General features: G+C 56.0%; 21 protein-coding genes. 9 read left to right on the forward strand and 12 right to left on the reverse strand.

Annotated elements, in window-relative coordinates; all coding sequences use genetic code 11:
* Positions 1–123 precede the first annotated feature (123 nt).
* A complete protein-coding gene (gene rnmV, locus dmul_RS07190; protein WP_020876010.1) occupies positions 124–681 on the forward strand; it encodes a ribonuclease M5 in 558 nt (185 codons plus the stop codon).
* A 156-nt stretch (positions 682–837) separates the two neighbouring features.
* On the opposite strand, the gene dmul_RS07195 is transcribed toward rnmV, so the two are convergent.
* The 9 genes from dmul_RS07195 to dmul_RS07235 all read right to left on the reverse strand — a co-directional run bounded on the left by dmul_RS07195 (position 838) and on the right by dmul_RS07235 (position 12,736).
* On the reverse strand, positions 838–1,953 hold the full coding sequence (locus dmul_RS07195; protein WP_020876009.1) for a PQQ-dependent sugar dehydrogenase: 1,116 nt from the start codon (positions 1,951–1,953) through the stop codon (positions 838–840).
* Positions 1,954–2,001: 48 nt separating this feature from the next.
* Positions 2,002–2,229, reverse strand: a complete 228-nt coding sequence (locus tag dmul_RS20600; RefSeq protein WP_174376642.1) for a hypothetical protein — start codon at positions 2,227–2,229, stop codon at positions 2,002–2,004.
* Between the two features lie 23 nt (positions 2,230–2,252).
* Entirely contained in the window at positions 2,253–4,541 is a 2,289-nt protein-coding gene (locus dmul_RS07205; protein ID WP_020876007.1) for an inorganic phosphate transporter, read from the reverse strand.
* 309 nt (positions 4,542–4,850) lie between these two features.
* Positions 4,851–6,095 (reverse strand): cation:proton antiporter, encoded by a 1,245-nt coding sequence (locus dmul_RS07210; protein WP_020876006.1) that lies wholly within the window; start codon positions 6,093–6,095, stop codon positions 4,851–4,853.
* A 336-nt stretch (positions 6,096–6,431) separates the two neighbouring features.
* Positions 6,432–7,565, reverse strand: coding sequence for an osmoprotectant NAGGN system M42 family peptidase (locus dmul_RS07215; RefSeq protein WP_020876005.1), 1,134 nt, complete (start codon positions 7,563–7,565; stop codon positions 6,432–6,434).
* A 38-nt stretch (positions 7,566–7,603) separates the two neighbouring features.
* On the reverse strand, positions 7,604–9,349 hold the full coding sequence (gene ngg / locus dmul_RS07220) for an N-acetylglutaminylglutamine synthetase (protein WP_020876004.1): 1,746 nt from the start codon (positions 9,347–9,349) through the stop codon (positions 7,604–7,606).
* A gap of 41 nt (positions 9,350–9,390) precedes the next feature.
* Positions 9,391–11,184, reverse strand: coding sequence for an N-acetylglutaminylglutamine amidotransferase (locus tag dmul_RS07225; protein WP_020876003.1), 1,794 nt, complete (start codon positions 11,182–11,184; stop codon positions 9,391–9,393).
* Between the two features lie 214 nt (positions 11,185–11,398).
* Positions 11,399–12,322, reverse strand: a complete 924-nt coding sequence (locus dmul_RS07230; RefSeq protein WP_020876002.1) for an Lcl C-terminal domain-containing protein — start codon at positions 12,320–12,322, stop codon at positions 11,399–11,401.
* 12 nt (positions 12,323–12,334) lie between these two features.
* Positions 12,335–12,736 carry a hypothetical protein gene (locus dmul_RS07235; RefSeq protein ID WP_020876001.1) on the reverse strand — a complete coding sequence of 134 codons (402 nt, stop codon included), beginning with the start codon at positions 12,734–12,736 and terminating at the stop codon, positions 12,335–12,337.
* A 391-nt stretch (positions 12,737–13,127) separates the two neighbouring features.
* Here dmul_RS07235 and dmul_RS07240 point away from each other — a divergent pair, with 391 nt between their 5' ends.
* The 3 genes from dmul_RS07240 to dmul_RS07250 are packed head-to-tail and all read left to right on the forward strand — an operon-like array spanning position 13,128 to position 16,774.
* Positions 13,128–13,880 carry a hypothetical protein gene (locus dmul_RS07240; protein ID WP_020876000.1) on the forward strand — a complete coding sequence of 251 codons (753 nt, stop codon included), beginning with the start codon at positions 13,128–13,130 and terminating at the stop codon, positions 13,878–13,880.
* A gap of 53 nt (positions 13,881–13,933) precedes the next feature.
* Positions 13,934–16,087: a VTT domain-containing protein gene (locus dmul_RS07245; protein ID WP_020875999.1), complete on the forward strand. Its 2,154-nt coding sequence runs from the start codon at positions 13,934–13,936 to the stop codon at positions 16,085–16,087.
* Positions 16,088–16,774, forward strand: a complete 687-nt coding sequence (locus dmul_RS07250) for an endonuclease/exonuclease/phosphatase family protein (protein ID WP_020875998.1) — start codon at positions 16,088–16,090, stop codon at positions 16,772–16,774.
* 39 nt (positions 16,775–16,813) lie between these two features.
* Here dmul_RS07250 and dmul_RS07255 read toward each other — a convergent pair whose 3' ends face one another.
* On the reverse strand, positions 16,814–17,938 hold the full coding sequence (locus dmul_RS07255) for a DHH family phosphoesterase (RefSeq protein WP_020875997.1): 1,125 nt from the start codon (positions 17,936–17,938) through the stop codon (positions 16,814–16,816).
* Between the two features lie 134 nt (positions 17,939–18,072).
* On the reverse strand, positions 18,073–18,840 hold the full coding sequence (locus tag dmul_RS07260) for a MarC family protein (RefSeq protein WP_020875996.1): 768 nt from the start codon (positions 18,838–18,840) through the stop codon (positions 18,073–18,075).
* Positions 18,841–19,214: 374 nt separating this feature from the next.
* Between dmul_RS07260 and dmul_RS07265 the strand changes: the two genes are divergently transcribed.
* Both dmul_RS07265 and dmul_RS07270 read left to right on the forward strand, forming a co-directional pair.
* The gene (locus dmul_RS07265) at positions 19,215–19,877 is read left to right on the forward strand and encodes a response regulator (RefSeq protein ID WP_020875995.1); all 663 of its coding nucleotides are present in this window, start codon (positions 19,215–19,217) and stop codon (positions 19,875–19,877) included.
* A gap of 132 nt (positions 19,878–20,009) precedes the next feature.
* Positions 20,010–21,218: a sensor histidine kinase gene (locus dmul_RS07270; RefSeq protein WP_020875994.1), complete on the forward strand. Its 1,209-nt coding sequence runs from the start codon at positions 20,010–20,012 to the stop codon at positions 21,216–21,218.
* 181 nt (positions 21,219–21,399) lie between these two features.
* Here dmul_RS07270 and dmul_RS07275 read toward each other — a convergent pair whose 3' ends face one another.
* Entirely contained in the window at positions 21,400–22,776 is a 1,377-nt protein-coding gene (locus dmul_RS07275; protein ID WP_020875993.1) for a dihydrolipoyl dehydrogenase family protein, read from the reverse strand.
* Between the two features lie 462 nt (positions 22,777–23,238).
* Between dmul_RS07275 and dmul_RS07280 the strand changes: the two genes are divergently transcribed.
* The 3 genes from dmul_RS07280 to dmul_RS07290 all read left to right on the forward strand — a co-directional run bounded on the left by dmul_RS07280 (position 23,239) and on the right by dmul_RS07290 (position 25,760).
* Positions 23,239–23,628 carry a response regulator gene (locus dmul_RS07280; protein ID WP_020875992.1) on the forward strand — a complete coding sequence of 130 codons (390 nt, stop codon included), beginning with the start codon at positions 23,239–23,241 and terminating at the stop codon, positions 23,626–23,628.
* Positions 23,629–23,841: 213 nt separating this feature from the next.
* A complete protein-coding gene (locus dmul_RS07285) occupies positions 23,842–24,093 on the forward strand; it encodes a hypothetical protein (protein WP_020875991.1) in 252 nt (83 codons plus the stop codon).
* Between the two features lie 308 nt (positions 24,094–24,401).
* Positions 24,402–25,760, forward strand: coding sequence for a mechanosensitive ion channel family protein (locus dmul_RS07290; protein ID WP_020878068.1), 1,359 nt, complete (start codon positions 24,402–24,404; stop codon positions 25,758–25,760).
* The last annotated feature ends 181 nt before the right edge of the window (positions 25,761–25,941 follow it).

The raw sequence follows: 25,941 nt of genomic DNA on the forward strand, positions 1-25,941 counted from the left end.
CGCCCTGAGGAACCCCTTGATTGAAAGAATGTCTTTTCAAGGATTCAACTTTCGACTTTCATGATGGTGACCGGCGCCGGCCTGTGAAACTCGAAAGTTGAGTCAAGGAGATAATAGCGTTTCGTGAAAATAAGAGAAGTGATCGTGGTGGAAGGCAGGGGTGACGAGCGGGCCGTAAAGGCGGCGGTTGACGCCGAAGTGATCGTTACGAGCGGATACGGCATTGCCGAGGAAACCTTCCGGAAGATTGCATTTGCCCGACAGCGAAAGGGTGTCATTGTCCTGACGGATCCGGACCGCCCCGGCGACCAGATCCGAAAGCGCATCAACGATCGGGTCCCCGGGTGCAAGAACGCCTATCTCGTTCGACGGGATGCAATTAAAAAGAACGATATCGGGATCGAAAACGCAACGCCCGAGACCATCCGGAAGGCGCTGGCGAAAGCACAATGCGTCGTGGACGCGGCTCCGGACGCTTTCACCCGTGAAGATCTTTTGGTTCACCGTCTTTTCGGGGGCCGGGATGCCGCCCGGCGGCGGGAGACCATCGGCCGTATCCTCGGGATTGGGTATGCCAACGGTAAGCAACTCCTGAAGCGCCTCAATCATTACGGTATCAACCGCCGGGAATTTGAGGGCGCCGTCGATCGATTGACGGATGGAGGAGACGGATCAGGCTGAACCCGGAGCAGCGGGGATGCCGTCTTCCCCCAGACCGGTATCGTTTCGAGCGCCGCCTTCCGCTTTTTTGTCGGTGTGCCCCACAAGATACGGCTTCCAATACGATCGATCGGAACACCGATGGTCTGGCCGCACGAGGTTTGTTTTCGGGCCGGCTTATGGACGGTAATGGATGCGGTAAATTCTTCCGCCGTAGTCATCCGAGACCAAAATGGAGCCGTCAGGCATAACCAATAGATCCACAGGCCGTCCCCATACGCTTCCCTGGTGAAGCCAACCCTCGGCAAACACCTCGTATTCCGCCGATCGATTGCCCTCCAGAAACACCCGGGTGATCCGGTAGCCGATGGGTTCGGTTCGGTTCCATGACCCATGTTCAGCGATGAGAATCTGATTGCGATATTCCGCCGGGAATTGTTTGCCGGTGTAAAACCGCATTCCCAGGGCCGCCACATGAGGTCCCAGTTCCTGGACCGGCGGCGTGAGCGAACGCGGGGGGGTGATCCCGCCGTATTCCGGATCCGGAATATTTTTGCCGTGTTGGAAGGGGTAGCCGAAATGAAGCCCTTTTCGGGGCGCGTGATTGAGTTCGTCCGGAGGGATATCGTCTCCCATGCGATCTCGGCCGTTGTCCGTGAACCAAAGCTCTCCGGTCTCCGGATGCCAGTCGAATCCCACGGTGTTGCGAATGCCTTCGGCAAAGATTTTCAGGCCTGTGCCGTCGGGCCTCATGCGGTGAAGAGCGGCATACCGTGGGTCTCGGCTTCGGCAGATATTGCAGGGTGCACCGACCGGGACATAGAGCATGCCGTCGGGACCGAAAGCGATGAATTTCCATCCATGGCTGCGGTCCTTTGGAAAGTCGTTCCGCACGACGACGGGGGAGGGAATCCGGTCGAGGTTCCGTTCGATATCCGGGAACTTGATGACCCTGTGGATTTCCGCCACATAGAGGTCGCCGTTGTGAATTGCCACGCCGTTTGGAGAGTTCAGGCCGGAAGCGACGGTGAGAATCTCGTCGGCCTTGAAATTCCCGTCGGTGTCGCGAACGGCATACACCTTTCCGGCCCTGCGCGTGCCGACAAACAGGGTGCGGCCCGGGGCCAGCACCATCGACCGGGCATCGGGGATATCATCGGCGAAGACCTGGATATGAAAACCCTCGGGCATCCGGATCCGCTCCAGCGGCACGTCTCCTGTTTTTGCCTGGACATTCGGGATTTCGAAACCGAAAAGTACGATAACCACCATCAGGAAGATTTTGGGATTCATGGCATGATTCTCCTTGTGTTTATGTGCAGAGATGTTCAAGGAAACAGTTCATCTGAAAGAAACCGCCGGAAGCTCTTCGGGGCATATGCCAAATTCGAAACGGTCCAGGCGGTGCAGCCTGCTCAAGGCAATGGTGCCCTCGAGGAGGTCCGGGTGCTTGAGAAAAAAGTTGAGCGCATGATAGGCCCCCATGCGTAAGGAGATCTCCTCGTCATCGATTTTCGGTGACCGTCGATCCAGGAGGTTCCGGACTGCCTCGAGTAAGCCCGCCGTCATCGGAGGAACGGTCTGCCGGGGTCTCATGCCTGGCCGGCGGGTGAAGGCCCATTTCCGGCGTCGACCTCTGCATTTTCCTTCAATGTGAGCGTCTTGTCAAAAATGGTGAGCAGGTGGAGTACCTGTTCGCTGATCTTGAGCACGGCGTTGTTGATCCCATAAAACAGGATGGAGAGGCGCGTCTTGGATGCTCCGCTGCGAATACGCTCGATCTGTTTTCGGTCCAGGTCGTCCAATGTCTCTTTCAGGTTGACGTAATGAGCCGCTATCTCCCTGTAGACGAAGGCCTTCCGGGCGAGCAGCATGTCGGCGGCATCCCGGAGCAGGGCCTCCGCATGGCGCCGGACATCGGACAGTTCCTCCTTTTGGGACGGCAGGAGGCCGGAATGCTGGTTGGCCGTATGGACGTGGCATCTCAGGATCAGGTCCCGCATGCTTTCGGTGATTTCCTGGAGCGCCAGAATGACACTGGCGTATTTGCCCGCATCTCGCAGGTCTGCTTGCTGGGTCAGCCGAAGGGTCTTGAAGATGTTGGCCACGATGATGTTGGACCACCTCTGGAGCTTGCTGGTTTCGTGGCGCAGTTGTTTCAGTCGTTTACGGTCCTGGGCGAGAATTCCGTCAAAACAGGTGGAAATATCGCCTGAAACCTTTTCCAAAAAGCCGCCGCTGTGTTCAAAACAGGTACGAACGGCGAAATGGATGTCCGTAACCCGTTTCAGGTCGAGGCGTTGGATCTCCCGATCCGCCTTTTCCCTGGTGGCGTGGATCTTGAAATTTCGGAAAATAATGAAAGCCACCAAGGCCAGGAGGCCGACAAGGGCGATGCCGTCAAGATAGGCGAGGGCAAAAGCGAAGACCAGAGACACGGTAAAGGCCATGAGAGCGGTGAAGAACCATCCGCCGATAACCGCGAGCACGCCGGTGACCCGATAGACGGCGCTCTCCAGGCCCCAGGCCTGATCGGCCAGTGAGGTGCCCATGGCCACCATGAAGGTCACGTAGGTGGTGGAAAGCGGAAGCTTCATGCTGGTAGCCCAGGAGATGAGCGCACTGGCCACCATCAGGTTGACGCTGGCGCGCAGCAGGTCGAATTCGGGGGTTTTGCCGTCGTAACCCGGCGCGGGCAGATAATCTTCGGCGTCCAGCCGGTCCCGCATCCATCGGCGCACGGCGATGGGGCAGAGTTTCCGGCCGCCTTCGAAAAGACCTGTGACCATGCGGACCATGACCCGGGAGAGATGGGACGAATCAAAGCGCTCGAGCCCCTCCTCCTGTCGACCCAATCTTATCTCGGTTTGTGTAACGGTGCGGGCTTTTCGGGACAGCCATAGGGTGACGACCATAATGGCGCCCGCACCCAGCAAAAATAGGGTGCTGGTATGTACCTTGGCTTGGAGCGCCGCCATGGGCGTTGTGAGGGGGGCGGCGGTGGCCTTGGCCAGTGTGAAGGCGTGAAAGCCGGCCAACGGGACCCCGATGAAATTGACAAGGTCGTTGGCGGCGAAGGCCATGGCGAGAGCGAAGGTGCCGGCCAGCACGATGGGCTTGAGGATATTGATCCGGGTCGTCAGGATAACCACTTGGAACAAGATCGTGAAAAATATGAAACCCGCGCCCAGGATCGTCCATGTGTGGGTGTTGATCCAGGCAACGGCGTCGGCGGTCATGAAAGAAGCGCCTTTGGCGCCTTTGATCAGAATGAAGTAGGTGATCATGGAGAGCGCCATGCCGCCCCAGAGTCCGCCGTAGCGGCGGAGCCGGGGTGCGAAGTCGAAGGTGAAGATCAGCCGCGTCGTGAATTGGGCCGCGACCCCGCAAACAAAGGCAATGCCCACCGACAGCAGAATGCCGGAGATTATGGCTAGCGCTTTGCCGGTGTTGATGTAATCGCCCAGGCTCAACAAGGCTTGTCCGTTCTGTGAGATTTTGAAAATGGATACGGCGATGGCCGCGCCGAGCAGCTCGAACACGATGGAGACGGTGGTGGATGTCGGCATGCCGAAGGTGTTGAAGAGATCCAGCAGCAGAATGTCGGTAATCATGACGGCGATAAAAATGGTAATCAACTCAGGCATGAGAAAATACTGGGGGTGAAAGATCCCTTTTCGGGCGACCTCCATCATGCCGCTGGAAAAGGTTACCCCGGCCAGAATTCCCAGGCTCGCGATGATCATGATAGTGGTTCTGGGGGCCACACGGGATCCCACGGATGAATTGAGAAAGTTGACGGCGTCATTGCTGACTCCGACGATCAGGTCTGCGACCGCGATGGCAAACAGGACGATCAGGGCGAAAAGATAGAGCTCCATTAATTCCTCGTTTTCTGAAAAATGGGTCCGACGGGGCGAGTCCGACTTTTTCTGCATCTTCAGAAGACATGCTTAAAGCCGCCGCCATTGAAAAAAGAACGCGGTATCCTTATCTGCCTATTGTTAGAAATGTGTTAGGAAAACCTGAAACGTTAACATTTTGTTAAGGCGGAACCCGCAAGCAGAGATGAGGATTGCGCCGTGGGGTTTTCCCCGGAACACCGGGATCGGATCGCCTTCTCCGGATTCTCTTGCACAAAGGGTCGTCCTGTATGATGCTCTGCAGTGGTCTGTATCCCGAAGGAATTTTCAGCCTGCCCGATGGGCTGGAACAACCTTTCGGGCAAGGGAGCCGATGGTAAGCCCCTGGCCGAGAATTGAAAAGATTACTACCGAATAGGTTAGTGCCAGCACCACTTCCCGAGCCGGACCGTGCGGCAGGGAGAGTGCCAGCGCCACCGATATTCCGCCCCGAAGTCCGCCCCAAGTGAGGACCTTCCAGGATCCGCGGGGCAGGCGGAACTGCTCGCCGAAGAGACCTGTCGGCATTCCCACGGTGAAAAGGCGTGCGAGGAGCGTCAGCACGATGACGATCTGTATTGCGATCAGTAGGTTGACCGAGAAGGAAATGAGAATCACCTCCAGCCCGATCAGCATGAACAGCAGCATGTTGAGTATTTCATCGATCAACTCCCAGAAGGTGTCGAGGTTCTCTCTCGTCCTGTCCGACATTGCCAGCCGACGGCCGTGGTTACCGATGAAAAGCCCCGTAACCACCATCGCCAGGGGTCCCGAGACATGAAGCCGACTGGCCAGGGCGTAGCCGCCCATCACCGCGGCGAGGGTGATCAGCACTTCGACTTGGTAGTTGTCGATACTCTTCAGCATAATATAGGTGAGCGATCCCAAGGTTAATCCGAAAAGGATGCCTCCGCCGGCCTCCCGAATGATAAGGAGTATTCCATCCGTCAGGGTTGGCGGTGTATTTCCGGCGAGAAAGCCCAGGAGAATGGAAAACAGGACAACGCCGATACCGTCGTTGAACAGGGATTCTCCCATGATGACAACCTCGAGATTTTTCGGGGCTCCCGCCGATTTCATAATCCCCATGACTGCAACCGGGTCGGTAGGGGAGATGAGCGCGCCGAAGATCAGACAGTAGGGGAGGGGCAGAGGGATGCCCGTCAGGGGCAGGAGGTGCCACAGTCCGAATCCGATTATCGCCGCTGAGGAAACCGTGCCTGCTATTGCCAAAAGTCCAACTGACCACCTGAATTCGCTCAGACTGCCGAGGTCGACGTGGAGTGCTCCGGCGAACAGGAGGAGAGAGAGCATTCCCTCCATCAGCACGTCTGAAAAATCGATGGCGGCGAGAAAAGAGACCTCATAATCGTGCAGGGCACTGATGCCCAGCCGGTCCAGGCCGACAATGACGAGCGACAGGACCAGGGCGATGGTCATGACGCCGATGGTAGTCGGCAGTCCGATGAACCTGTGGTTGAAATACGCCAGGACGGCCGTGAGCACCAGACATGCCACCGCTATATCAAACATGAATTTCTTCCCCTTCTCCCGCGAGACCGGCAGCCGATCTATGAAATCGCCGTTCGGCGGCGGTCGCCGGCGTCTTCTTTGTCGCTCAACTCGATTTTCGTGATGTTGATAGGCCCTGAAAATCGGGTTGGCTCAATTTTTCATAATTTTCAGTTCGTGTCAAATGATCCCGATACCGGACATCCTTACATCTTCTCTTGACGCGCTCCATGATCTATGGTGAACGCCTTCAATCCATGAAACCGGGGTGTTCGCCGATAGGCTCTGTTCGCGATCATGGGGCGGCTTCCCGTCGGGGCGGGCCATACGGGGCCGGTTGCGACGGTTCACGGGATTTCAGACCTCGATCTGGATGATGTCTCGCTTCGGCTGGTGGGGGAAACCGTTTAACGTCGACACCCCGTCCTTGTCGCGGGCAAATGTCGGCGGGCTCTGGAGGTAGAGGCCGATCAGCTGCGCCACGGATATAAGGGAGGATTCATGGGTCCGTTCATATCCATGGGAGCCGTCCACTCCGAACCCGACCAACGCGGTCCGGGTATCGTTTCCGGCCTCGATGGCCGATGCGGAATCGCTGCGGTAGTGTCGAAATACGTCACGGCTGTATTCGATGCCGTTGTCCCGGCAAAGTCCGATCAGCTTTCGGGTGAGGTGATAGTCAAAAGGACCGGCCGCGTCCATCATGCCGATGGTCACGCCGAATTCCCATGAGTTTTGACCCGGCGCCACCGTAGCATTGTCGACGACGACCATCTCGGCAACGTCGCCGCACAATACCGCGGATGCGCCGACGCCGACTTCCTCGGAAATGGTGAGAAGCAGATGCGCCGGAACGGGGATAGCCACGTCGTATTTTCGAAGGGCTTGAACGGCGGCGAGTACCAGAGCAACTCCGGCCTTGTCGTCCAGGTGCCTGGCGTTCAGGAAGCCGTTGGGGGTGATTTCAGGGGTGCTGTCAAAGGAAACGAAATCGCCCACGTTGAATCCGGCGTCGATGAGATCCTTCTGGGATCGACTCCGATGATCGATGCGCACCTCGATGTGGTTCCAACTCACCGGCACACGGTCCACCTCATCGCCGAAGGTGTGGCCGGAGGCCTTCAGCGGCAGCACCGTGCCGCGAAAGGGCCCTTTCTCGGTAAAGATCGTCACACGGGCCCCTTCGGCAAATCGGCTCGACCATGTACCGATGGGCGACAAGGTCAATCGCCCATTGTCTTTGAGATCTCGCACCATGGCGCCCAGGGTGTCGAGATGGACGGAGACGGCACGGAGAAAGGTTTCCCGGCCGCCGGACAGGGTGGCGCGGATGGCGCCTCTGCGGGTCACGATAAAAGGGATCTCAAGTCGCTGCAGTTCCTGTCCCACGAAGTGCACGACCTGATCGGTGTATCCGGCGGGGCTGGGGATGTTGAGCAGTGATGTCAGGGTCCCGAACAGGTATTCCTTGTCGATGTCGATCAGTTCCATGGTTCTCTTTCCGTGAACGATGCGGCTGGACGGCCGGATTATTGGAGGTTTCGGGGTTGTCTCTGGGTGATGGTTTGAGGAAACAGCAGATCGATGAATTTCCGCGCTGTCGGCTGAGGCTCATGGTTGGCCAGGCCGGGCCGCTCATTGGCTTCGATAATATGGTATCGGGGCCCGGTGACGTCGGGCACGATAAAATCGAGGCCGGTGACCGGAATGTCGAGCGCTGCAGCCGCATCGACGGCCGCTGACGACAATGCCGGATGCAGCCTTGCCGTGACGTCGTGGATGGTGCCTCCGGTATGCAGATTGGCGGTTTTCCTCACCTGGATCGTCCGACCCTCGGGAAGGATGTCCGCCCGCCCGTACCCTTCCATTTTGAGGCACCGCAAGGTTTCGTCATCCATGGGCACATGGCTTTCGCCGCCTGTGGCGGCGGCACGGCGACGACTGTATTTTTCGATCAGCGCTTCGATGGTGTGACGGCCGTCACCCGTGATCAGGGGCGGTTTGCGAACGGCTGCTGCTACCATGGTATAGTCGATGACGATGATCCTCAGGTCGCGCCCCTCGATGAATTCCTCGACGATGTAATCCTGGCACTCTTCCTGGGCCAATGACACGGCGCGCTCCAGTTCCGCCCGGGTCCTCACATCGACGCTGATCCCGGCCCCCTGCTCCCCCCGAGCGGGTTTGACGACCCACTGCTTTTCGGGTTTGGAAGGGGGGAGTTCGTTGATATATTGAACGGGCACCTTAAGGCCGGCTTTGGCGAGGACGCGATGGGTTACCCGCTTATCGTCGCAACGGCTCATGGCGATAGCGGATGTCAGTTCCGAGAGGGACTCCCGGCAGACAACGGCTCGGCCTCCGCTTTTCAATTTGAAATAACCGTAAGGCGCATCCAGAATCTCCACGTCGATGCCGCGGCGATGTGCCTCGTCAATGATTATCCGCGCATAAGGGTTGAGCATCTCTTCGGACACCGGTACGGTGTAAAGCGGTTCGTTTATGGGATTCTTGCGCTTGATGCAGAAAATCGGGACCCGCTGAAAGCCGAGCTTTTCGTAAAGTCTTATGGCGCCCTCGTTATCGTGCATCACCGAAAGATCGACGTAGGAGCGTCCCCGGGTGAAGTAATGCTCGAGCAGATGCCGCACCAACGCTTCGCCTACGCCGGGGGCGTTGGCTTGAGGATCGACTGCCAGACACCACAGACTGGCGCCGTTTTCAGGATCGTTAAAGGCCTCCACGTGGTCGACGCCCGTCACGGTGCCGATGATTCGGCCGTCTGATTGGGCTTCGGCCACGAAATAGGTCCTCAGTTTCGTGGCATGACGATCCAGCATGAAATCGGCGTCGCATCGAACCATTCCCCGGGAAGCGTAAAGATCGTTCACGGCTGCGGCGTCTTCTCCGCTGCTCAATCTTCTGATGTTGAAAGCCTTCCAGTGGACCCCGCTGTGTCGGTAATCATGGGACCAGATCCGGTAGGCATGGGAGGGATCGAGAAACAGTTCCGTCGGTGCCATTGAGAGCATCACATGAGGATCTCGGATGTAGAAGGCGATGTCCCTGCAGTCTTCTTCCTCTGCCCTCACGGCGTTGGCAAGACTTTCGATGGTCTTGAAGGTCTGCCCGAAAATGAGGCGACCCCAGCCCATGTCTATGGCCACATTGGAACGCATTTTCTGAGATCGGGGGCCGACGGGTTTTTGCCAGCTTCTCGTCGAAAGACTCGAAGACCGTTCCAGTCGATATCGCATATCATAATTTTTTCGCATGACTCACTGTTCTCTTCTTCCCGTGCAGGGCATCCGGGACGTTAAACATTATGCAGGGTCAGCCAGTAACCTAGAAGGGCCATCTGCCAGAGTCGGGCCCCTCGCAGAGGGGTGATGTGGGCGTCGGGATCCGCAAGGACCCTGTCTACATATAGGGGGTTGAAAAGGGACTTGTTTTTCACCGTGGGTGTCGACAGGATTTCCCGGACGAAATCGAGATATTCGCCCCTGAAGTATTTCAGGGCCGGCACCGGAAAATAGCCTTTGGGGCGATCGATGACCTCGGAGGGGATGATCTCGCGACCCATCGCCTTCAAAATGCCTTTTCCGCCGTCGGCAATTTTGTGTTCGGCGGGAATTCGAGCGGCCAACTCGACCACCTCGTGGTCGAGAAAAGGCACCCGCGCCTCGAGTCCCCAGGCCATGGTCATGTTGTCGACGCGCTTCACCGGATCCTCGACGAGCATCACGGTGGTGTCCAGCCGGAGGGCTTTGTCGATGGCCGAATCGGCGCCGCTGTCGGCGAAATGCCGCCGAACGAAGGCCTGACTGTGGTTTTTCCCGTGAAATCGTGTATCCACGGCGTCGAGATAGTCCCGATGGGATCCATCGAAGAAGACGCGCTCATACTGCGACAGAGGGTCACCGGCGTTGGCATCGCATTCCATCATCGCGGGATACCAGTGATAGCCCGCGAAGATCTCATCGGCACCCTGACCGCTCTGGACCACCTTCACATGTTTGGAGACAGCCTCGCTTAACAGATAGAACCCGATGCAGTCATGGCTCACCATGGGTTCACTCATGGCGGTAACGCATCGCTCCAGGGCCGGCAAAACCCTGCCGGCATCCACCTCGATCTTGTGGTGAACGGTGCCGTAATGTCGGGCGATCAGGTCGGAATAGCGGAATTCATCGCCTCGTTCGTCGCCGACGCTTTCGAACCCGATGGAAAAAGTGTTCAGATCCGATTGTCCCGCATTGGCCAGAAGACCGACGACGAGACTGGAGTCCAGCCCTCCCGACAAGAGCACTCCGACTGAAACGTCGGCTGTCAGGCGCCGCTGAACGGCGTTTTCCAACTCTTGCCGCAGCAGCGAGCCCCAATCTCGAAAACGATAATCCCTCTCTTCGGGGCGGGGGCCGAAGCGAAGCCGCCAGTAGGGTTCAAACGTCACGTCCCCGTCCGGTGCGATGGTCATCAACGTGGCCGGCGGCAATTTCCGGATGCCCTTCAGAAGTGTGTGGGGGGCCGGAACCACCGAGTGGAATGTCATGTAATAGTGGAGCGCGACCGGATCGATCTCCCGGTCGACATCATCCTGAACCAGAAGCGCCGGCAAGGTTGACGCGAAGCTGATGCGGTTGGGTCTGCGGCTGTAGTAAAGCGGTTTGATGCCAAGCCGATCGCGTCCGATGACCACCTTACCGCTGTCGCGGTGGCGGATGGCGAAGGCGAACATTCCGTTGAGGCGTGCAAGGGCGTTTTTGCCCCAGGCGTGATAAGCCTTCAGGAGCACTTCCGTGTCCCCGTCGGAAAAGAAGGTGTACCCCATATCCCTGAGTTCGGAGCGGAGTTCACGGTAGTTGTACAGGGCGCCGTTGTAAACGACGGCCAGGCCGAGGGCGTTGTCTACCAGGGGTTGATGGGATTTCTCGCTGAGGTCGAAGATCTTGAGCCGCCTGTGTCCGAAGGCGGCATCCCCCTGCATGAAGAGCCCCTTGGCATCGGGGCCTCGGGCCGCCAGAACGCGCATCATTTTTTCAACGGTATGACATGAGTTGTCGTCAGATTCTACAGATCCGAAATTCAATACGCCGCATATGCCGCACATGTATGATATTACCTCTGTTTCTTGGTTTTGGATGGTGTATTTATTTTGTATCCAAATAAAATGTCTCTGATTAAAAGACCGATTAAATTATAAAACAATGTTTATTTAATATGTTATGATCCCATTAAACACAATATAATATATTGTATAGAAAATAAAGTCAAGCCGATGCAACCTGCATTCGAGGGCTTCCTCAAGGGGGTCGACCGGAATGTCATCCATCGCTCACCGGCCACGCATGAAAATCATTCCGCTGCTTGAAGCCTACCCCGACAAACCCATCCCGCATATACAGAATCCAGGCGTAGCGGGGTTCGTAAATGCTGGTCGTCGACGACCAGTAGGCCTCCTGGACATTACGGAAGGGATATCCGGTGGGGAGTGCGGGGGAATGGGATGAAAGATCCACGAGACTCTCCAGTTCCCGGATATTGGGGAGCCGCCAGATTCGTCTGTCTTCTTTATGCTTGCGGTTGAGCGCCAGGATTCCTGACAGCGCCTCCTGCCAGGTCAGGCGACCCCCGATTGAATCGGCATCCTTCAGCCAGGTCAAGCCGGTGAGGGCGTCATGGACGCATTGACCGTCGACGGTGAAGCGGCTGCCGCCCGGCCGGCCGGGAATTTTTTCAGTGTATGACGGCGACACCGGCCACACCATGTAGGAACCCTGCTTCATCCCTCTGTGGATACGCCCGCCGCCCAGATGACCGTACCATGCCTGATCCGGTAACCGGGAGCACGTTTCCCGGGTCCAGTAGTACCCCGTAAAGACGTTTTTGAAGGGATGTCCGTCTGGAAGCGACGGGTTGACATTCTGGTGGCTGATCAGCGAAAAGAGCAGACGGCGAGAGGGCAATTGCCAACGATCATACCCGTGGGCGCGATTTCTGCGCATCTCCGCTGTGAAATCCTGCGCCTCCTGCCAGGTGAGGGGAAATTCAGCCGGGTTTGCATCCTGTGTCCATACGGCCCCGGTGAAGCCGTCCCTGACGACGCCGCCTGACATCTCAAATCGTTCTATCGACACCGGCGACGATTTTTCGAATGCGGCATCCTGCCCGGTGCCGTCGCAGGGGATTTCCTTACCGTTTTCCATGTAACAACGAATCTGATCGGTTTCCAGGAGAGGTCGATCCATGGTTGCGTTCCATCATCGGCCGAATTTAATGAAAGGTTCGGATTCAACGAAGTCATCGTCGTCGGACGACTTATCGCGCTCGACATCGGCCGCGAAGCCGAAGGCTTCGACATCTCCGCTGTCGACCCCGGGCAGGGCGTGGCTTACGGAGTGTGGAAAGTCGCCTTGAGATGATTGAATTCGAGTGATCATCGGCGTCTCGGGGATTCTTGGAATCCTAAGAATTTCCTCGATATAGACCTTGATCACATCGTTCATGGCCTCGTGCGCGCCTTTCATTTTTCTGATGTGATCCTCAAACTTGGCAACGGCGGATTCGGGACTTTCGGCATCGACGATGCTGCTGAGATAGCCGTGTTTCACGTTGCCGCCGGCGTCCATTCCGTCGAACGAAAAATGACCTATGAACAACATAAATCCTCCTCGATGTCTTCAGGTTAATGCCGTTAAAATATGCAATGCATTCATTATAAGCGCTGTCGCGCCGCCGACGATAGTAGTCCCATCCTGTAGTTGTGCAATGAGGAGACCCTATTCCCGGGAAACGCGACGTATTCGGGCTTTGCCCCGATGCCGGATCGAAAAAGGAGAATCTCCCGGCTCATCTGAACAGCCGTTCGCATGCCGACGGATCGGAACGGAAAACAGGGTGCGGCGGTTAACGATACGCCGTTGTGTTGTCCGAAATCAGTTCCATCCCCTATTTTCGATATTCAACAGATTCGGTATGCTGAGGGCTGATCAAGGAAGGTCAACATCAAAAAAAGAAGATCAATTCAGATGAATATCGAATAAGGAGGAGCCCATGCCAATGCTTCGAAGTCTCAAAGATATCAAGGGATACGGACTGTCGGCCCAGGATGGCGACATCGGGCGGTGCAGCGACTTCCTTTTTGATGATCAGGACTGGGCCGTCCGGTATATTGTCGCCGATACCCAAAAATGGCTTCCAGGCCGGAAGGTACTGATTTCTCCCATATCGATCGGAGACGCGGATGCGTCCAGCAGAAGCCTGAGTGTCGGCCTGACTCGGGATCAGATCAAGGATTCCCCGCCGCTTGACAGCGACGCCCCCGTATCACGTCGCTATGAAAAGGCGTTCAATCAGTACTACGATTGGGGCGGTTATTGGGGAGGACCATCGGTCTGGGGCCCGCACCTTTATCCCCGGTTGCTGAACCGGGCGCAAGAGCGTCTTCGGGAAGCGAGTGAAAAGATCGAGAACAACGTTACGCTTCGATCCGTCCGGGAGGTCATGGGATACGCCATACAGGCAACGGATACCGATATCGGTCATGTAGAGGATTATATCGTTGATCTGGGTACCTGGATCATTCGCTATCTGGTCATCGATACCCGAAACCTGCTGCCCGGCGGTAAAAAGGTCCTGGTCTCACCGCAATGGGTTGAACTTGTGGACTGGCGGCATCGAAAAGTTGTAGTTTCTTTGACCCGCACCCATATCGAGAAAAGCCCTGAATTCGATCCATCCGTTCCAGTCAATCGGAAATACGAGACGGTCCTTTATGACTTTTACGGGCGACCTTATTATTGGTGATCTGGAAAATAACGGGGCCGTCTCATTTCAACGCCTTCAAAGGATGACGTCCAATGGAAGAGATTCTCAAGCCGTCACGAAACTGCTGGCAGCAGGTGAATGCCCGTAGAGCGGCGTTTATCGTTGACGGCGAGGCCTATTTCCGCGCTCTTCACGAGTCGTTCCGTCGGGCTCGCCGCAGTATTTTCATCGTCGGGTGGGATCTTCACAGCGATGTCCGACTGATACGAAACGAAGACGATGGCGCCGACTCCGTCAAACTGGGTGCGTACCTTGACCGCTTGGCGTCCGCGCGAAAAGAACTTCACGTATATCTGTTGAGTTGGGATTTCGCCATGATATACGCCATGGAGCGCGAATTTTTTCCACGGTACAAACTGAAGTGGCGAACGCATAAAAGAATTCATTTCTGCCTTGACGGTCACCATCCCGTGGGAGCGTCCCAGCACCAGAAAATCGTGGTGGTTGATGACGCCGTTGCCTTTGTCGGAGGACTTGATCTGAGCCAATGGCGGTGGGATACCCCGGATCACCTGCTTGAAGACAATCGTCGAACCGATCCTGACGGGAAACCCTATCCGCCGTTTCATGATGTCCAGATGGCCGTGGACGATTCAGCGGCCGTCGTGCTGGGGGAACTGGTCCGGGAGCGATGGACTTTGGCCGTCGGCAAAAAACCGTTCGTCATGAAAAGCGCTCCCGATAAGGACGATGTGTGGCCGCCGGATCTCAAGCCGGATCTCGAGAATGTTCAGGTCGCCGTGGCGCGGACATTGCCGGCTTACGGTGATCGCTCGGCGGTGAGGGAGGTGGAACAACTCTATCTGGACGGCATCGCGGCTGCTGAGCGCTTCATTTACATCGAAAACCAATACTTCAGTTCGCATCGCATCGGTCAAGCCTTGAGGGGTCGCCTCAAGGCCCACGACGGCCCTGAAGTGGTGATCGTCCTTCCGGAAAAAAGCAGCGGTTGGCTGGAGCATTATACCATGGACGTCCTCCGTGCCCGGCTGCTCGAGAGTCTCCGGAAGGCCGACGAATACAGTCGCCTTCGCGTGTATTACCCAAGAATCTCCGAAACGCCTCACTGCGGACTCATGGTGCATTCAAAGGTTATGGTCATTGACGAGGCTTTCGTTCGCATCGGATCTTCCAATTTGAGCAATCGATCCATGGGACTCGATTCCGAGTGCGATCTGGCGGTTGCCGCCGGTTCGGACAATGCAATTCGATCCGCGATCGCCCGCTTTCGAAACCGATTGATCGCCGAGCATTCAGGAGTGAAAGTTCACGATGTCGAGGCGGCCCTCGAGAAAACCGGATCGTTGATCAACGCTATAGAATCCCTTCGAAGCCGTGAGCGGACCCTTGTCCCTTTGTCCGGATGTATACCACCCGAGGTCGACCGATGGGTTCCCGAGTCGGTATTGCTGGATCCTGAAAGGCCGGTGTCGCCCAACGAACTCGTTGATTATTTTGTCAGCCCTGAACAGCAGTCCTCCGCCTATCGGCACCTGGTGAAAGTCATTCTTCTGATCGCTGTCGTGATTCTGATGGCGGCCCTGTGGCGCTGGACGCCGGCAGGTGACTGGATCGATCTGGCTTCGCTCCGTACGGCGGGCGACTGGATCAGAAAACAGCCGTTGACGCCGATCTGGATTCCTGCAGCGTATGTTGTCGCCGGAATGGCGGCGTTTCCGGTTACCCTGTTGATTATCGCCACCGTTCTTGTTTTCGGCCCCTGGCAAGGCTTCTTTTATGCCTTGTCCGGAGCTGAACTGAGCGCTGTCGCTGTTTTCGCGATCGGCAGATGTCTGGGCCGGGACGCAGTGCGACGATTCGCCGGAAGTCTGATCAACCGGCTCAGCCGTAAGCTTTCGGCTTCCGGGATGAAGGCCGTCATCACCTTTCGCATCGTTCCCGTGGCGCCGTTTTCAGTGATCAACCTGATTGCCGGTGTTTCTGAAATCCGCTTCAGGGATTTCGCTCTCGGCACGTTCGTCGGTATGCTTCCCGGCGTGACGGCAACGGTTCTGTTGGCGGACCGCATATATGAAACGTTTCGCATGCCGGACCTGGGGCATTTCGCAACCATGGCAGGCGCCGTGGTGTTGGTCGCAGCCGGACTTTTCGCCCTTCGGCGATGGCTTCGAAGCAGACGGGACGGTCAGGAAAGGGATCGACGGCCAACGGAGCATACGCAGTGAATGCGGATCAGAATTGCCACTTACAACATCCATCGGTGTATCGGTCGTGACGGCATCGAATCTCCCGATCGCATCGCCGAGGTCTTAAACGGCGTCGATCCAGATGTGGCGGCACTTCAGGAAGTGGGGTTCCGTGGTGCGCCGCCGAGGAGTATACTGAGCCGGTTGGCGGCGGCCGTCGACGGCCGGGCGATACCGGGGCCGACGCTGTTGGATGAAAAAGGTGCATACGGGAATGTCGCTTTGACCCGAATCCGACCCGTCTGGATAGAACGTCTGGATCTCAGCCTGCCGGACAGAGAGCCTCGGGGAGCCATATTCCTGATGCTGAGGATTAACGGCAGGGCCGTTCGGGTGATTGCCACCCATCTGGGGCTTCGACCTGGAGAACGACGGTACCAGATGCGACGGCTTCTGGGCTTGTTGGATCGGACGACGGCCGCGGTGACAATTCTTATGGGAGATTTCAATGAATGGTTTACGTGGGGGCGGCCTGTAAGGTGGGTGAACCATCGTTTGGGCGCTATGCCGGCACCTCCCACATTTCCCAGCCGTCGACCTTTTTTGGCACTGGATCGCATTTGGGTCCATCCCCCGAATCATTTGGCGTCCATACGCCCATATGCAGCCCCGCCTGCTCCGCTCGCCTCCGATCATCTGCCGCTGATCGCGGAGTTGAGGTTCTGATGGTGTAAAACCGTTACATCGACCGTGCATGCACCGCCGTCATTCAGCAGCCTTGTTCTTGAGGCCGATTTTCGAAAAAATTTTCTGTTTGATCTGGGCATCGAAAAGCTGCCATTTTTTTTGACGATATTCTTCATCCCGAACGCCGGAGAGGAAACCGATGGGAATCTGAAATCCGCCGGCCGACAGCTTGCCGCCCCCGAAATAGTTCCCGGCGGCGTCCTTACCGAAGACCTCTTTGATGAAGGCATCCGGGTCGAGGGTGATCTTCGAGGTCCGAAAAGACCCGACCAGGGTTTCATCATGGTTTTTGTCGGTGACGATGCCGTAAACGATGGCGGTGTGGATGTTTTCCTCGGTCATCAGAAAGTCGGCGGCCTGGGGGATGGCGTCCCGATCTTCGGCCCGGAGGTAGCCGATGCCGCTGATGGAGAAGTTTTCGGCGAGTTCCCGGTTTCTCAATGCCCGTTCGGTGATATCCATAGTCTGTCGGGAGCGTTCCTGCATCATGATCTGATTGAGGAGATCCGCGTCTTTGTATCGGCTCAGGAATGCCGCTGCCTGAAAGTCCTCCGGCTTCGCGTAAACGAAGCCGCCGGTGTCCGTGATAATGCCGTGAGTCAGCGCGGTGGCGATCTTGATATGCTCCTGAACGGTGCCGTCCAGCGTGAGCAATCCATTTTTGAGGTATTCCGAGTAGATGCTCGCCGTGCTGCCGATGTTTCGCCGGATATCCTTGAACTCAACGTTCAGTTCTGCCTGTGTTTCGTGATGGTCCACGACGATTATCGTGGGAATTTTAGCCTCTGCAAGGGCTTTGACGAGTGCGGTGGCCGTAGACCCCTGGGTGTCCAGAAAAACGGCGCCACTGTAGGGCGTCAAATCAAGATTCGGTTCATATCGAATAAGGTCTATACCCAGCAGACGGACCAGGGCGATGTTCTGTTGGTGGCTGATCCGACCGGAGTGGATAATGTCCGTCTCGATTTCGAACCGGCTGCAACAAATCTGATGGGCCAGCGCCGCGGAAATGGCGTCAGGGTCGGGGTAATCCTGGAGGACAATCACATGCCTTTCGCCTCGGTGCTTTTCCAGCGTTTCGATCAGTTTCGATGTGGGGTCGTTGGCGTTCGGGCGACTCTGTTCCGCTTCCTGATCCGTCATGGCACATGCCTCCTGCATTTGTGAGTTTGGGAGAAGATGTATCTGAAATTCACGAAGGTCTCATGGGTTTTCCTGAATCGAAGCGATCTTCTTACGATATCCAGAACTTCGACGTCAAGATCCTTTCCGGGACGTCAGGCGACCCATCCGGGAAATACCGTCCTCAGGCCGTCGACCATGAACTGAACGGCGATGGCGATCAGAATCATTCCGAAAACTCTTGAGGTCAGCCTCAGCGGCATCTCACCGGCCAGTTTCGCAATCGACGGTCCGGTAATGAGTGTGAGAAACAACAGGGACAGGACACCCGCCAGGACAATGGCCAACCCGAGAGACGTCATCCATGTAGCGCTTTGGGAGCCGTAAATGATAACCGTGGTGATGGCCCCGGGGCCGGCGATGACGGGGACACCGATGGGCACAAAAACTTCCTGAAAGCGTTTGACGACCTCACTGGTGACATTGCCGTCCTTTTCGACATTTTCCTTACTGTTGATGGTGACCGCTTCACCTTTGAGCATGCTGAAGCCGAACTGAAGCAGGATCAGTCCGCCGCCGATTTTGAAACTGGCGAGATCGATTTTGAGTTGTTCCAGAATTTGGCGTCCCAACAGCAGAAAGATCATGAGAATGATGACGCTGGTGAAGATGATCAGTGCGGCCAACCGCCATTGGAAATGCGCTTTTCCGCCTTTTGATGCTTCGATCCAAAGTGGAATTTTTTCGACGGGGTTGACGATGGCAATCATCGCCGTCGCAAAATTCGATATGAGTTCCCAGTTGATGTCCATATGCCGACCGGCGCGCTGATGGAGATGTTTGCCGCCTATACGGGGATCTTCCGGCGGGTTGGCGGTTCGGACCGACCTCTGTCGGAGCCCGTGAATTAAAGTGTAGTTCACAATTTGCCTGCATGTCAAGATTGGGTGTGTCGACGGGATCGACAGCGGCGATTTCGGCAAGGAACCGGCGTTTCTGTTTGCCACAACCGTCAATATCGGATATCATACATTATGTTCAAATTTCGACGGTTAGGGCTGGTGCTGTTGAAGGACTCACACTTCATGCAGTTGCATCAGGGGGTGAAGTGAAGACTAACGGCTTGAGGGAGGGCCGCGAGTTGAGGAAGCGCTGATGCCCATTCCGTCTTGACCCGATTTCCGGTCAACATCACGAAAGTCGAAAGTTAAGTCCTCACATAAGGACGTTCCCGATGCCGCGCCGGGTATTCACGACCTGTCACGTTCAGGATCTGGGGAGTGGGAGGAATCGGACAATGACACATAAGCATACGATATTCATTGTCGAGGATCATCAGTTGTTTCGGGAAGGGCTGAAGTCGATGTTGGGTCGCCGTGACGATGTCGAGATCGTTGGAGAAGCCGAAGACGGTCTGGCGGCGGTGCGCCGGATCCGCAAATTGAAGCCCGAACTGGTTCTGATGGATCTGTCGATGCCAAAGATGGGCGGTATATCGGTGATGAAAGAGATCAAACGGGAGCTGCCGGATATTCGTATCCTCGCCCTCACCATACATGAATCCGATCAGTTCGTGCTGGAGGCCTTCGATGCCGGTGCGGACGGATACTGCATCAAGGACGCCAGTCGCCGGGAACTCATGCTGGCTATCGACAGTGTTCTGAAGGGAAAGACCTACATCAGCCCGGGTATCTCCGATCTCGTTATGGAAGGATATATTACGAGCCGGAAGACGCTTAAAAAAACATCCAGTTGGGACGATGTCACCCAACGGGAGCGCGAAGTGCTTAAACTTCTGGCCGAGGGGTACACCAACAAGGAGATCGCCGAATTTCTCCATATCAGCGTCAAGACGGTGGAAAAGCACCGGTCCAACCTGATGGGCAAACTCGATCTGCACAATGTGGCCAGGCTGACCTCGTACGCCATTGAAAAGGGGCTCGTGGAACCCAAAAAATAGAATAGCCGATAGCCGGAGGCGATGTTTCAAGGTTCGTTCCATGGGTTTGGTTTCCGGAATTCTTCAGTGTCCCGAGGCGCCAAATCAGATTCCAACAATATGACATTAAAAAATAATTTGTGATATTTCGAGATGGACGATTCTTGCGCCGATAACCATTATGCGTTCTTCGCGGCATTTTACAATGCGCCTGGTCCCATCGTCATTGCACGGGAAGACGGTCGATTTGTGCTGATCAACAAGGCGTTCGAGAGCGCTGTCGGATATGCCTTCGAGGAGATTGCCGGCTTTTCCGACTGGATCGATTGTATGGGCGGGCGGGATCCGACTGGAGTCGAGACGTATTTATCCGGGCTTTTCTCATCGGAAACGGCATATCGGACCCGGCGTGTATCCCTTCAGAACAAGAGCGGCCACGTTTGGGTATGGAACTTTTACAGCGCGCCGATGGGGAGATGGGCGGACGGCCTGAGGACAGCCATCAGCATCGCAAACCCGGTGGAGTTGACCGCCGATCAGGAAGCGGCCTGTGAAGAGATGATGGACCTGCTCGCGGAGGAAATCGCCAAAAGATCGAAGGATCTTCAGGCCAGCATCAACGCATTGGAGAACGAAATCATCGAACGCAAGCGGATCGAGCGGGCACTGACGCTCTCCCGCGAAAGGCTCAAGCAAATGTCCATGAGGGTTTTGGATGCGCTGGAAGCCGACCGAAGAACCATCTCCAAGGAACTGCACGACAGCATCGGCGGCAGCCTGGCCGCCATCAAATTCAGCCTCGAAGAAAAGGAAATTGATAGAGAGCAGAACGGCGGGCGACTTGACGAATCCTTATCCCGGGAGATCGATTACCTGTCGGCGGCCATTAAGGAAACAAAGCGGATATCCGCCAACCTCAGGCCTACGACCTTGGATGACTTGGGTTTAATGGCCACCCTGAAATGGTATCTGCGTCAGTTCCGGCGTACCTACGGCAAAATCCGGGTCGATTTTACCGCCGACATGAGTGAAGAAGAGGTGCCCGAAGCGATGAAGATCATCATTTACCGAATTGTTCAGGAGGCCCTCAACAATGCCCAGAAGCACAGCGAGGCCGATCTCGTCCGTCTGCATCTCGGTAAGACGGATGGCGATCACACCGTCTGCCTTGTCGTTGAGGATAACGGCCGGGGATTCAACGTCAACGATATCCATCCCGGGAAAGATCCCTTAAGTGGATACGGTCTGACCGCCATGCGCGAGCGCTGCGAGATTGTAGGCGGGTCGTTTCATATCCATTCCCGGATCGGACGGGGTACCGTGATTCGTGCGATGCTGCCCAGATCGAAAACCGATCAATGAACGGTTCGTGCGGACTCACAACGTTTTCTCGGGTGTGACGGCCCCGCTGCCCCTTTTCAGACGTGATGCGGATTTGTGCCATCGCGCGGTTTACGGACAGCGGGGTGTATTTGGGCTTTCCACCAACCTTCGAGATACGATGATGCGTTGGAGAACCGCTTCGGGCTTCCGGGCGGATGGCTCAAAAGACCAGTGGCCTCAGCATGTAGATGATATCGCTTTCCCTCGAGGGATAAGGTGTCATGATACTCTGGCGATAAAGCGTTTCTGCGGAGAGGCCGTTATGCATCGCCAGGCTGAAGGCGTTGATCAGGCCGGCGGCGTTGTCCGAAAGGATGTGCGCACCCAGAATTTTCCCATCTTCTCCCGCGAGCACCTTATAGGCCGCATGGGCGATCCCCACCCGCGTATACGTGGGCCAGTCGAGATGATCTTCACAGCTCTTTTCATAGCTTGCGCCTTCCTTTTTGAGTGCATCCTCCGTAGCGCCTACCATCCCGTACTGGGGATAGGTGAACAGGACTGTCGGCACAGCCGAATAATCCATGACTGCCCCGGGGTTGTCGCCGTTGCTCAGGCTGACGATGTTGTTCGCCGCCGTTTCCGCCTCGGCGTCAGCCACCCGGGCCAGCTGAAGGGTGTCCGCGCAGTCGCCTACGGCGTAAACATATGGGTTCGAAGTGGCCATCTTCTCATTTACGGTGATGCCGCGTTTGGTGGCTTCGATTCCGGCACTGTCCAGTTCCAGGGCGTCGATGTTCGGGGCCCGTCCGGCACCATGCACGACGAGATCCGCTTCAAACCGGCGACCCCCTTCCGTTGTGATGCGGAAGGCCCTGTCGGTCTTCTCGATTCCCAGAATGCCGACGTTGGTATGGATATCGATGCCTGCTTCGGCGGAGGCGGCCGACAGAAGAGCGACCATTTGCTCATCGAAAGGCCCCAGGGGGCGGGAGGCCACTTCCAGTATGATGCAGTGGATGTCCGAAGGACCCAGCCGGGCGGCGAAATGGGCGAATTCGAATGAGATGAATCCGCCGCCGATAAAGACGATGCGGGAGGGAAGGCGGTCCAGTTCCATGAACTCGCTGCTCGATATGATGTGATCAGACCCATCGATGGGCAGCGACATGGGGACCGCACCCACGGCGAGAACGATAAAGCGGGCGGTCAACTCTTCCCGGCCCACGGCGACGGACTGTGGCCCCGTAAAACGAGCTTGCCCAGGGATAAAATCGATGCCTGCCTTTTTCAGGCCGCTTACCGTTTTTGAAGGTACGGATGCGGTAAACCTGTTTTTTGCATCCCGCAGGGCCGACCAGTCGGCAATCGCCGGCGACGTTATGCCGATGCCCGAAAGGTGGCGCGATCGGGCCACGGCCTCGGTCCCTTCATAGAACCATTTCTTGGCCTGGCAACCGCTGAGGGCGCAGGTTCCCCCCGGTCGATCGCTGTGTTCAACCAATCCCACTGAAAATCCATTGCGGTTCAATTGATAAGCTGCGGTTTGCCCGGCCGTACCCGAACCGACGACCAGGGCATCATATCGTTTGGACATGTTCACCTCCATGTGTCGGATGACATCCGACAGGATGTTTTTTCATTTGAACGCCTCAACTTTCGATTTTCATAGGCCGTATCCTCCCGGCGCCTCTTTCCGGTCATCGTCATGAAAGTCGACAGTTGAATGAATTCGTTTCATAAGTTACGGCATGGCATCAAAAAGGTCTCGATATACGATCCTGTCTGCGTGAAAGCCGTCTGCGATCCAATAACCGGAAGCGGTGTCGCTTTTGCAACCCTCCAACGGACCGCCCCCGGGGGGATGATGATTCTCTTGCAAAACCGTTTTTCGCAGACGGCCGCCATTCAGTGTCTCGGCTGCAGGCGATCCTCCTGCAGAAAACGAGAACACATGGGGCGGCTTAAAAAGCGATATAGGGTACTGACCGGATTTCCAACAACAGGGTTTTAAAGATATTATAAAGTATATACCATAGTCTTACAGAAAGGTCACTTTATGTCGGAACGCCATTCCATATTGCTCGTCGACGGGAATTCCTTTTTAAGGTCCTCCGTCAGGCGGATGATTCGGAAGGCGTTTCCGGAAGTGGTCGTGGCGGAGACGGATCGACTCACCCCGGCGCTCCAGATCGTCGACGCCTCCCGTCTGCTTCTGGTGATCACCGGCATTCATCTCAAGGAAGGCAGTGGGCTGGATCTGACTGAATCGATCAGGGTTCGGTATCCCGACGCCGCTATTATGATCTTCACCAATGAAGACGATCCGGAGTATATGGCTGAAGCGTTTCAAAGAGGTGCAAACTTTTTTGTTTCCAAAGCGCTGCCGAACCGAAGCACCATCCTCAACGTCATCAGAGACCGTTTGTCGGGGGACAGGTCGAGGTGAGAGGATGAAACCTCGATCCGCACTATTGAAATTCATTCAGATATGCAATAATAAGATATGTAATCCAACTTTCGGTATTCATGGCCCGTACCCTCCGACATCTCTCTCCGGTCACCGTCATGGAAGTCGACAGTTGAGATGTAAATTGAACACGAGGCGAATAGAGTTGAGGAATGATTTCCAGGTTTAACTTCAGCATGAAGAGGTGAAAAAATGCGGAAAAAAGTAATTGCCCTGATCATTGCAGCAGCGTTCGGTATCATGGTCGCCGTAACAGGTTGTGAATCCAAAGGGCCGGCAGAGAAGGCCGGGGAAGAAATCGATCAATCGGCGGAATCCATAAAAGAGGCTGTTGAAGAAGCCGGAGATGAGATTACGGGAGAAGGACCTGCGGAAAAGGCCGGGGAAAAGATTGATGAGACCGTCAATGATCTTCAGGAAGCGGCGGAGCCACAAAACGAGTAGACGCGGCAACATCCTTCACTCTGAACACGGAGAATTTGACGATTCAACTTTCGGTATTCAAGGGCTGGGGACGATCAGCGCCCTGCATGGTTTCGTTCAAGTGCCGCTGAAGCTTGATCCGATTGGTCCGGAAACGCGCTTGCGCTCAAACGGTCCGGACCCCTGGTCTTCCGCTGGGCTTAAGCGGCACTAAAACTCACCGCTGAAGGGGCTTGGCCGTATCCTTCCGGCACCGGCCGACACTTTCGGTTGTATGCCTGTCGATTCCAAGTGTTTTTAATCTTTTATAGAGAAAGACGGATTTTATCATGGCGCGGACGATGGTTATGGTGTTAGCGCTGTTCCTTGCCGCGGCCGGCGGTCTTCAGGCGGATGAACTGAAAAATTTGCTGACCGGAACGGCGGCGGAGACGCAGGCGCCGGCGGAAAAGGTCATCACGACCAGAAGTTCCACCCAGAATGACCGCAATATCCGTCAGCGTCTCGATCAGATCTTTTCGGAGCTGGATGCGTTGCGGGATATCGAGATCTCCGTCAGTAACGGAGTGGTGACGCTCAAGGGCGAAGTGGATTCCGTCGCTTCCGAAACCAAGGCGCTGCAATTCACCCGTCAGGTGGAAGGTGTGGTCGAGGTCGTAAATGAATTGACGGTAAACCGAGACCTCTCGGATCGTCTATCCTTTACGTGGCAAAAAATAGTGAACATGGCCAGGAGCCTGGCTGCGCAATTGCCCCTGTTCGTTCTCGCGCTGCTGCTCCTTGTCATGTTCTGGATGCTGGGCGGATGGATCCGAGAGCGTGAAAGCCTGTTTCTCCGGGTCAGCCCCAACCCTTTTATCGCCGGACTGTTGGGACAGATCGCCCATTTGGTCTTTATTCTTGCGGGTGTGATCGTGGCGTTGGTGCTGGTGGATGCCGCTCCGGTAATCGGCACGATACTCGGTGCCGCCGGAATTGTCGGTCTTGCGGTGGGGTTTGCCGTGCGGGACACGGTAGAGAACTACATCGCCAGTATCCTGCTGAGTCTCAGGAACCCTTTTGAGGTCAATGACCTGGTGGATATCGACGGGCATGAGGGCAACGTGGCCAGGATTACCTCTCGTGCCACGATCCTGATATCCCTGGACGGCAACCACATTCGGATTCCCAATGCATTGGTTTTCAAGGCGGTGATCACCAATTTTACCCGCAACCCCGAAAGGCGTTTCCATTTCAAGGCGGGCATCGATACGGCAGAGGATTTGCTGGCGGCACAGGCCCTCGCTCTTGAGACGCTGAAGGCTACCCCGGGCGTGCTTACGGATCCCAGGCCGCTGGCCGTTATCGAGGCTTTGGGGGATTCGAATGTGTTGCTGGGTATATATGCCTGGGTGGATCAGCGTCGTTTCAGTTTCCCCAAGGTTCGGAGCGAGGCCATCCGAAGAATCAAGGAGGCGTTTGACGATGCCGGTATTGTCATGCCCGAACCGATTTACAAACTGCGGCTGATCGAGAAGGATTCCCATAAATCCGTTCCCGTGAAAAAATCGGTTGATGCCAATGCCGGGGATGTCAAGGATGTCAAGGATGTCAGCGCAGAACACGCACTGGAGCGCAAGGTATTGGAAGACCAGGCCCAGGGCGATGGAGAAAACCTGCTGACGAAAAACGCACGACAGGAATTATAGAAAGCGCTCCATCACTCAATGCCTCCGATGGTGATGCCGCTCAGGCATTGGCCGGTGTTGCGAGGCTGTTCGGCCGCCTCTGTACCCTTCAGCCGCTTCTCTATCGAATTCCAATGAGATAATCCTCAAAAAATTGATGCATTCGCAAAAAGTCGTTCTATCCATATGTGGACACAACATA

The organism is Desulfococcus multivorans (assembly GCF_001854245.1).
In the GTDB taxonomy this organism is placed as follows: domain Bacteria; phylum Desulfobacterota; class Desulfobacteria; order Desulfobacterales; family Desulfococcaceae; genus Desulfococcus; species Desulfococcus multivorans.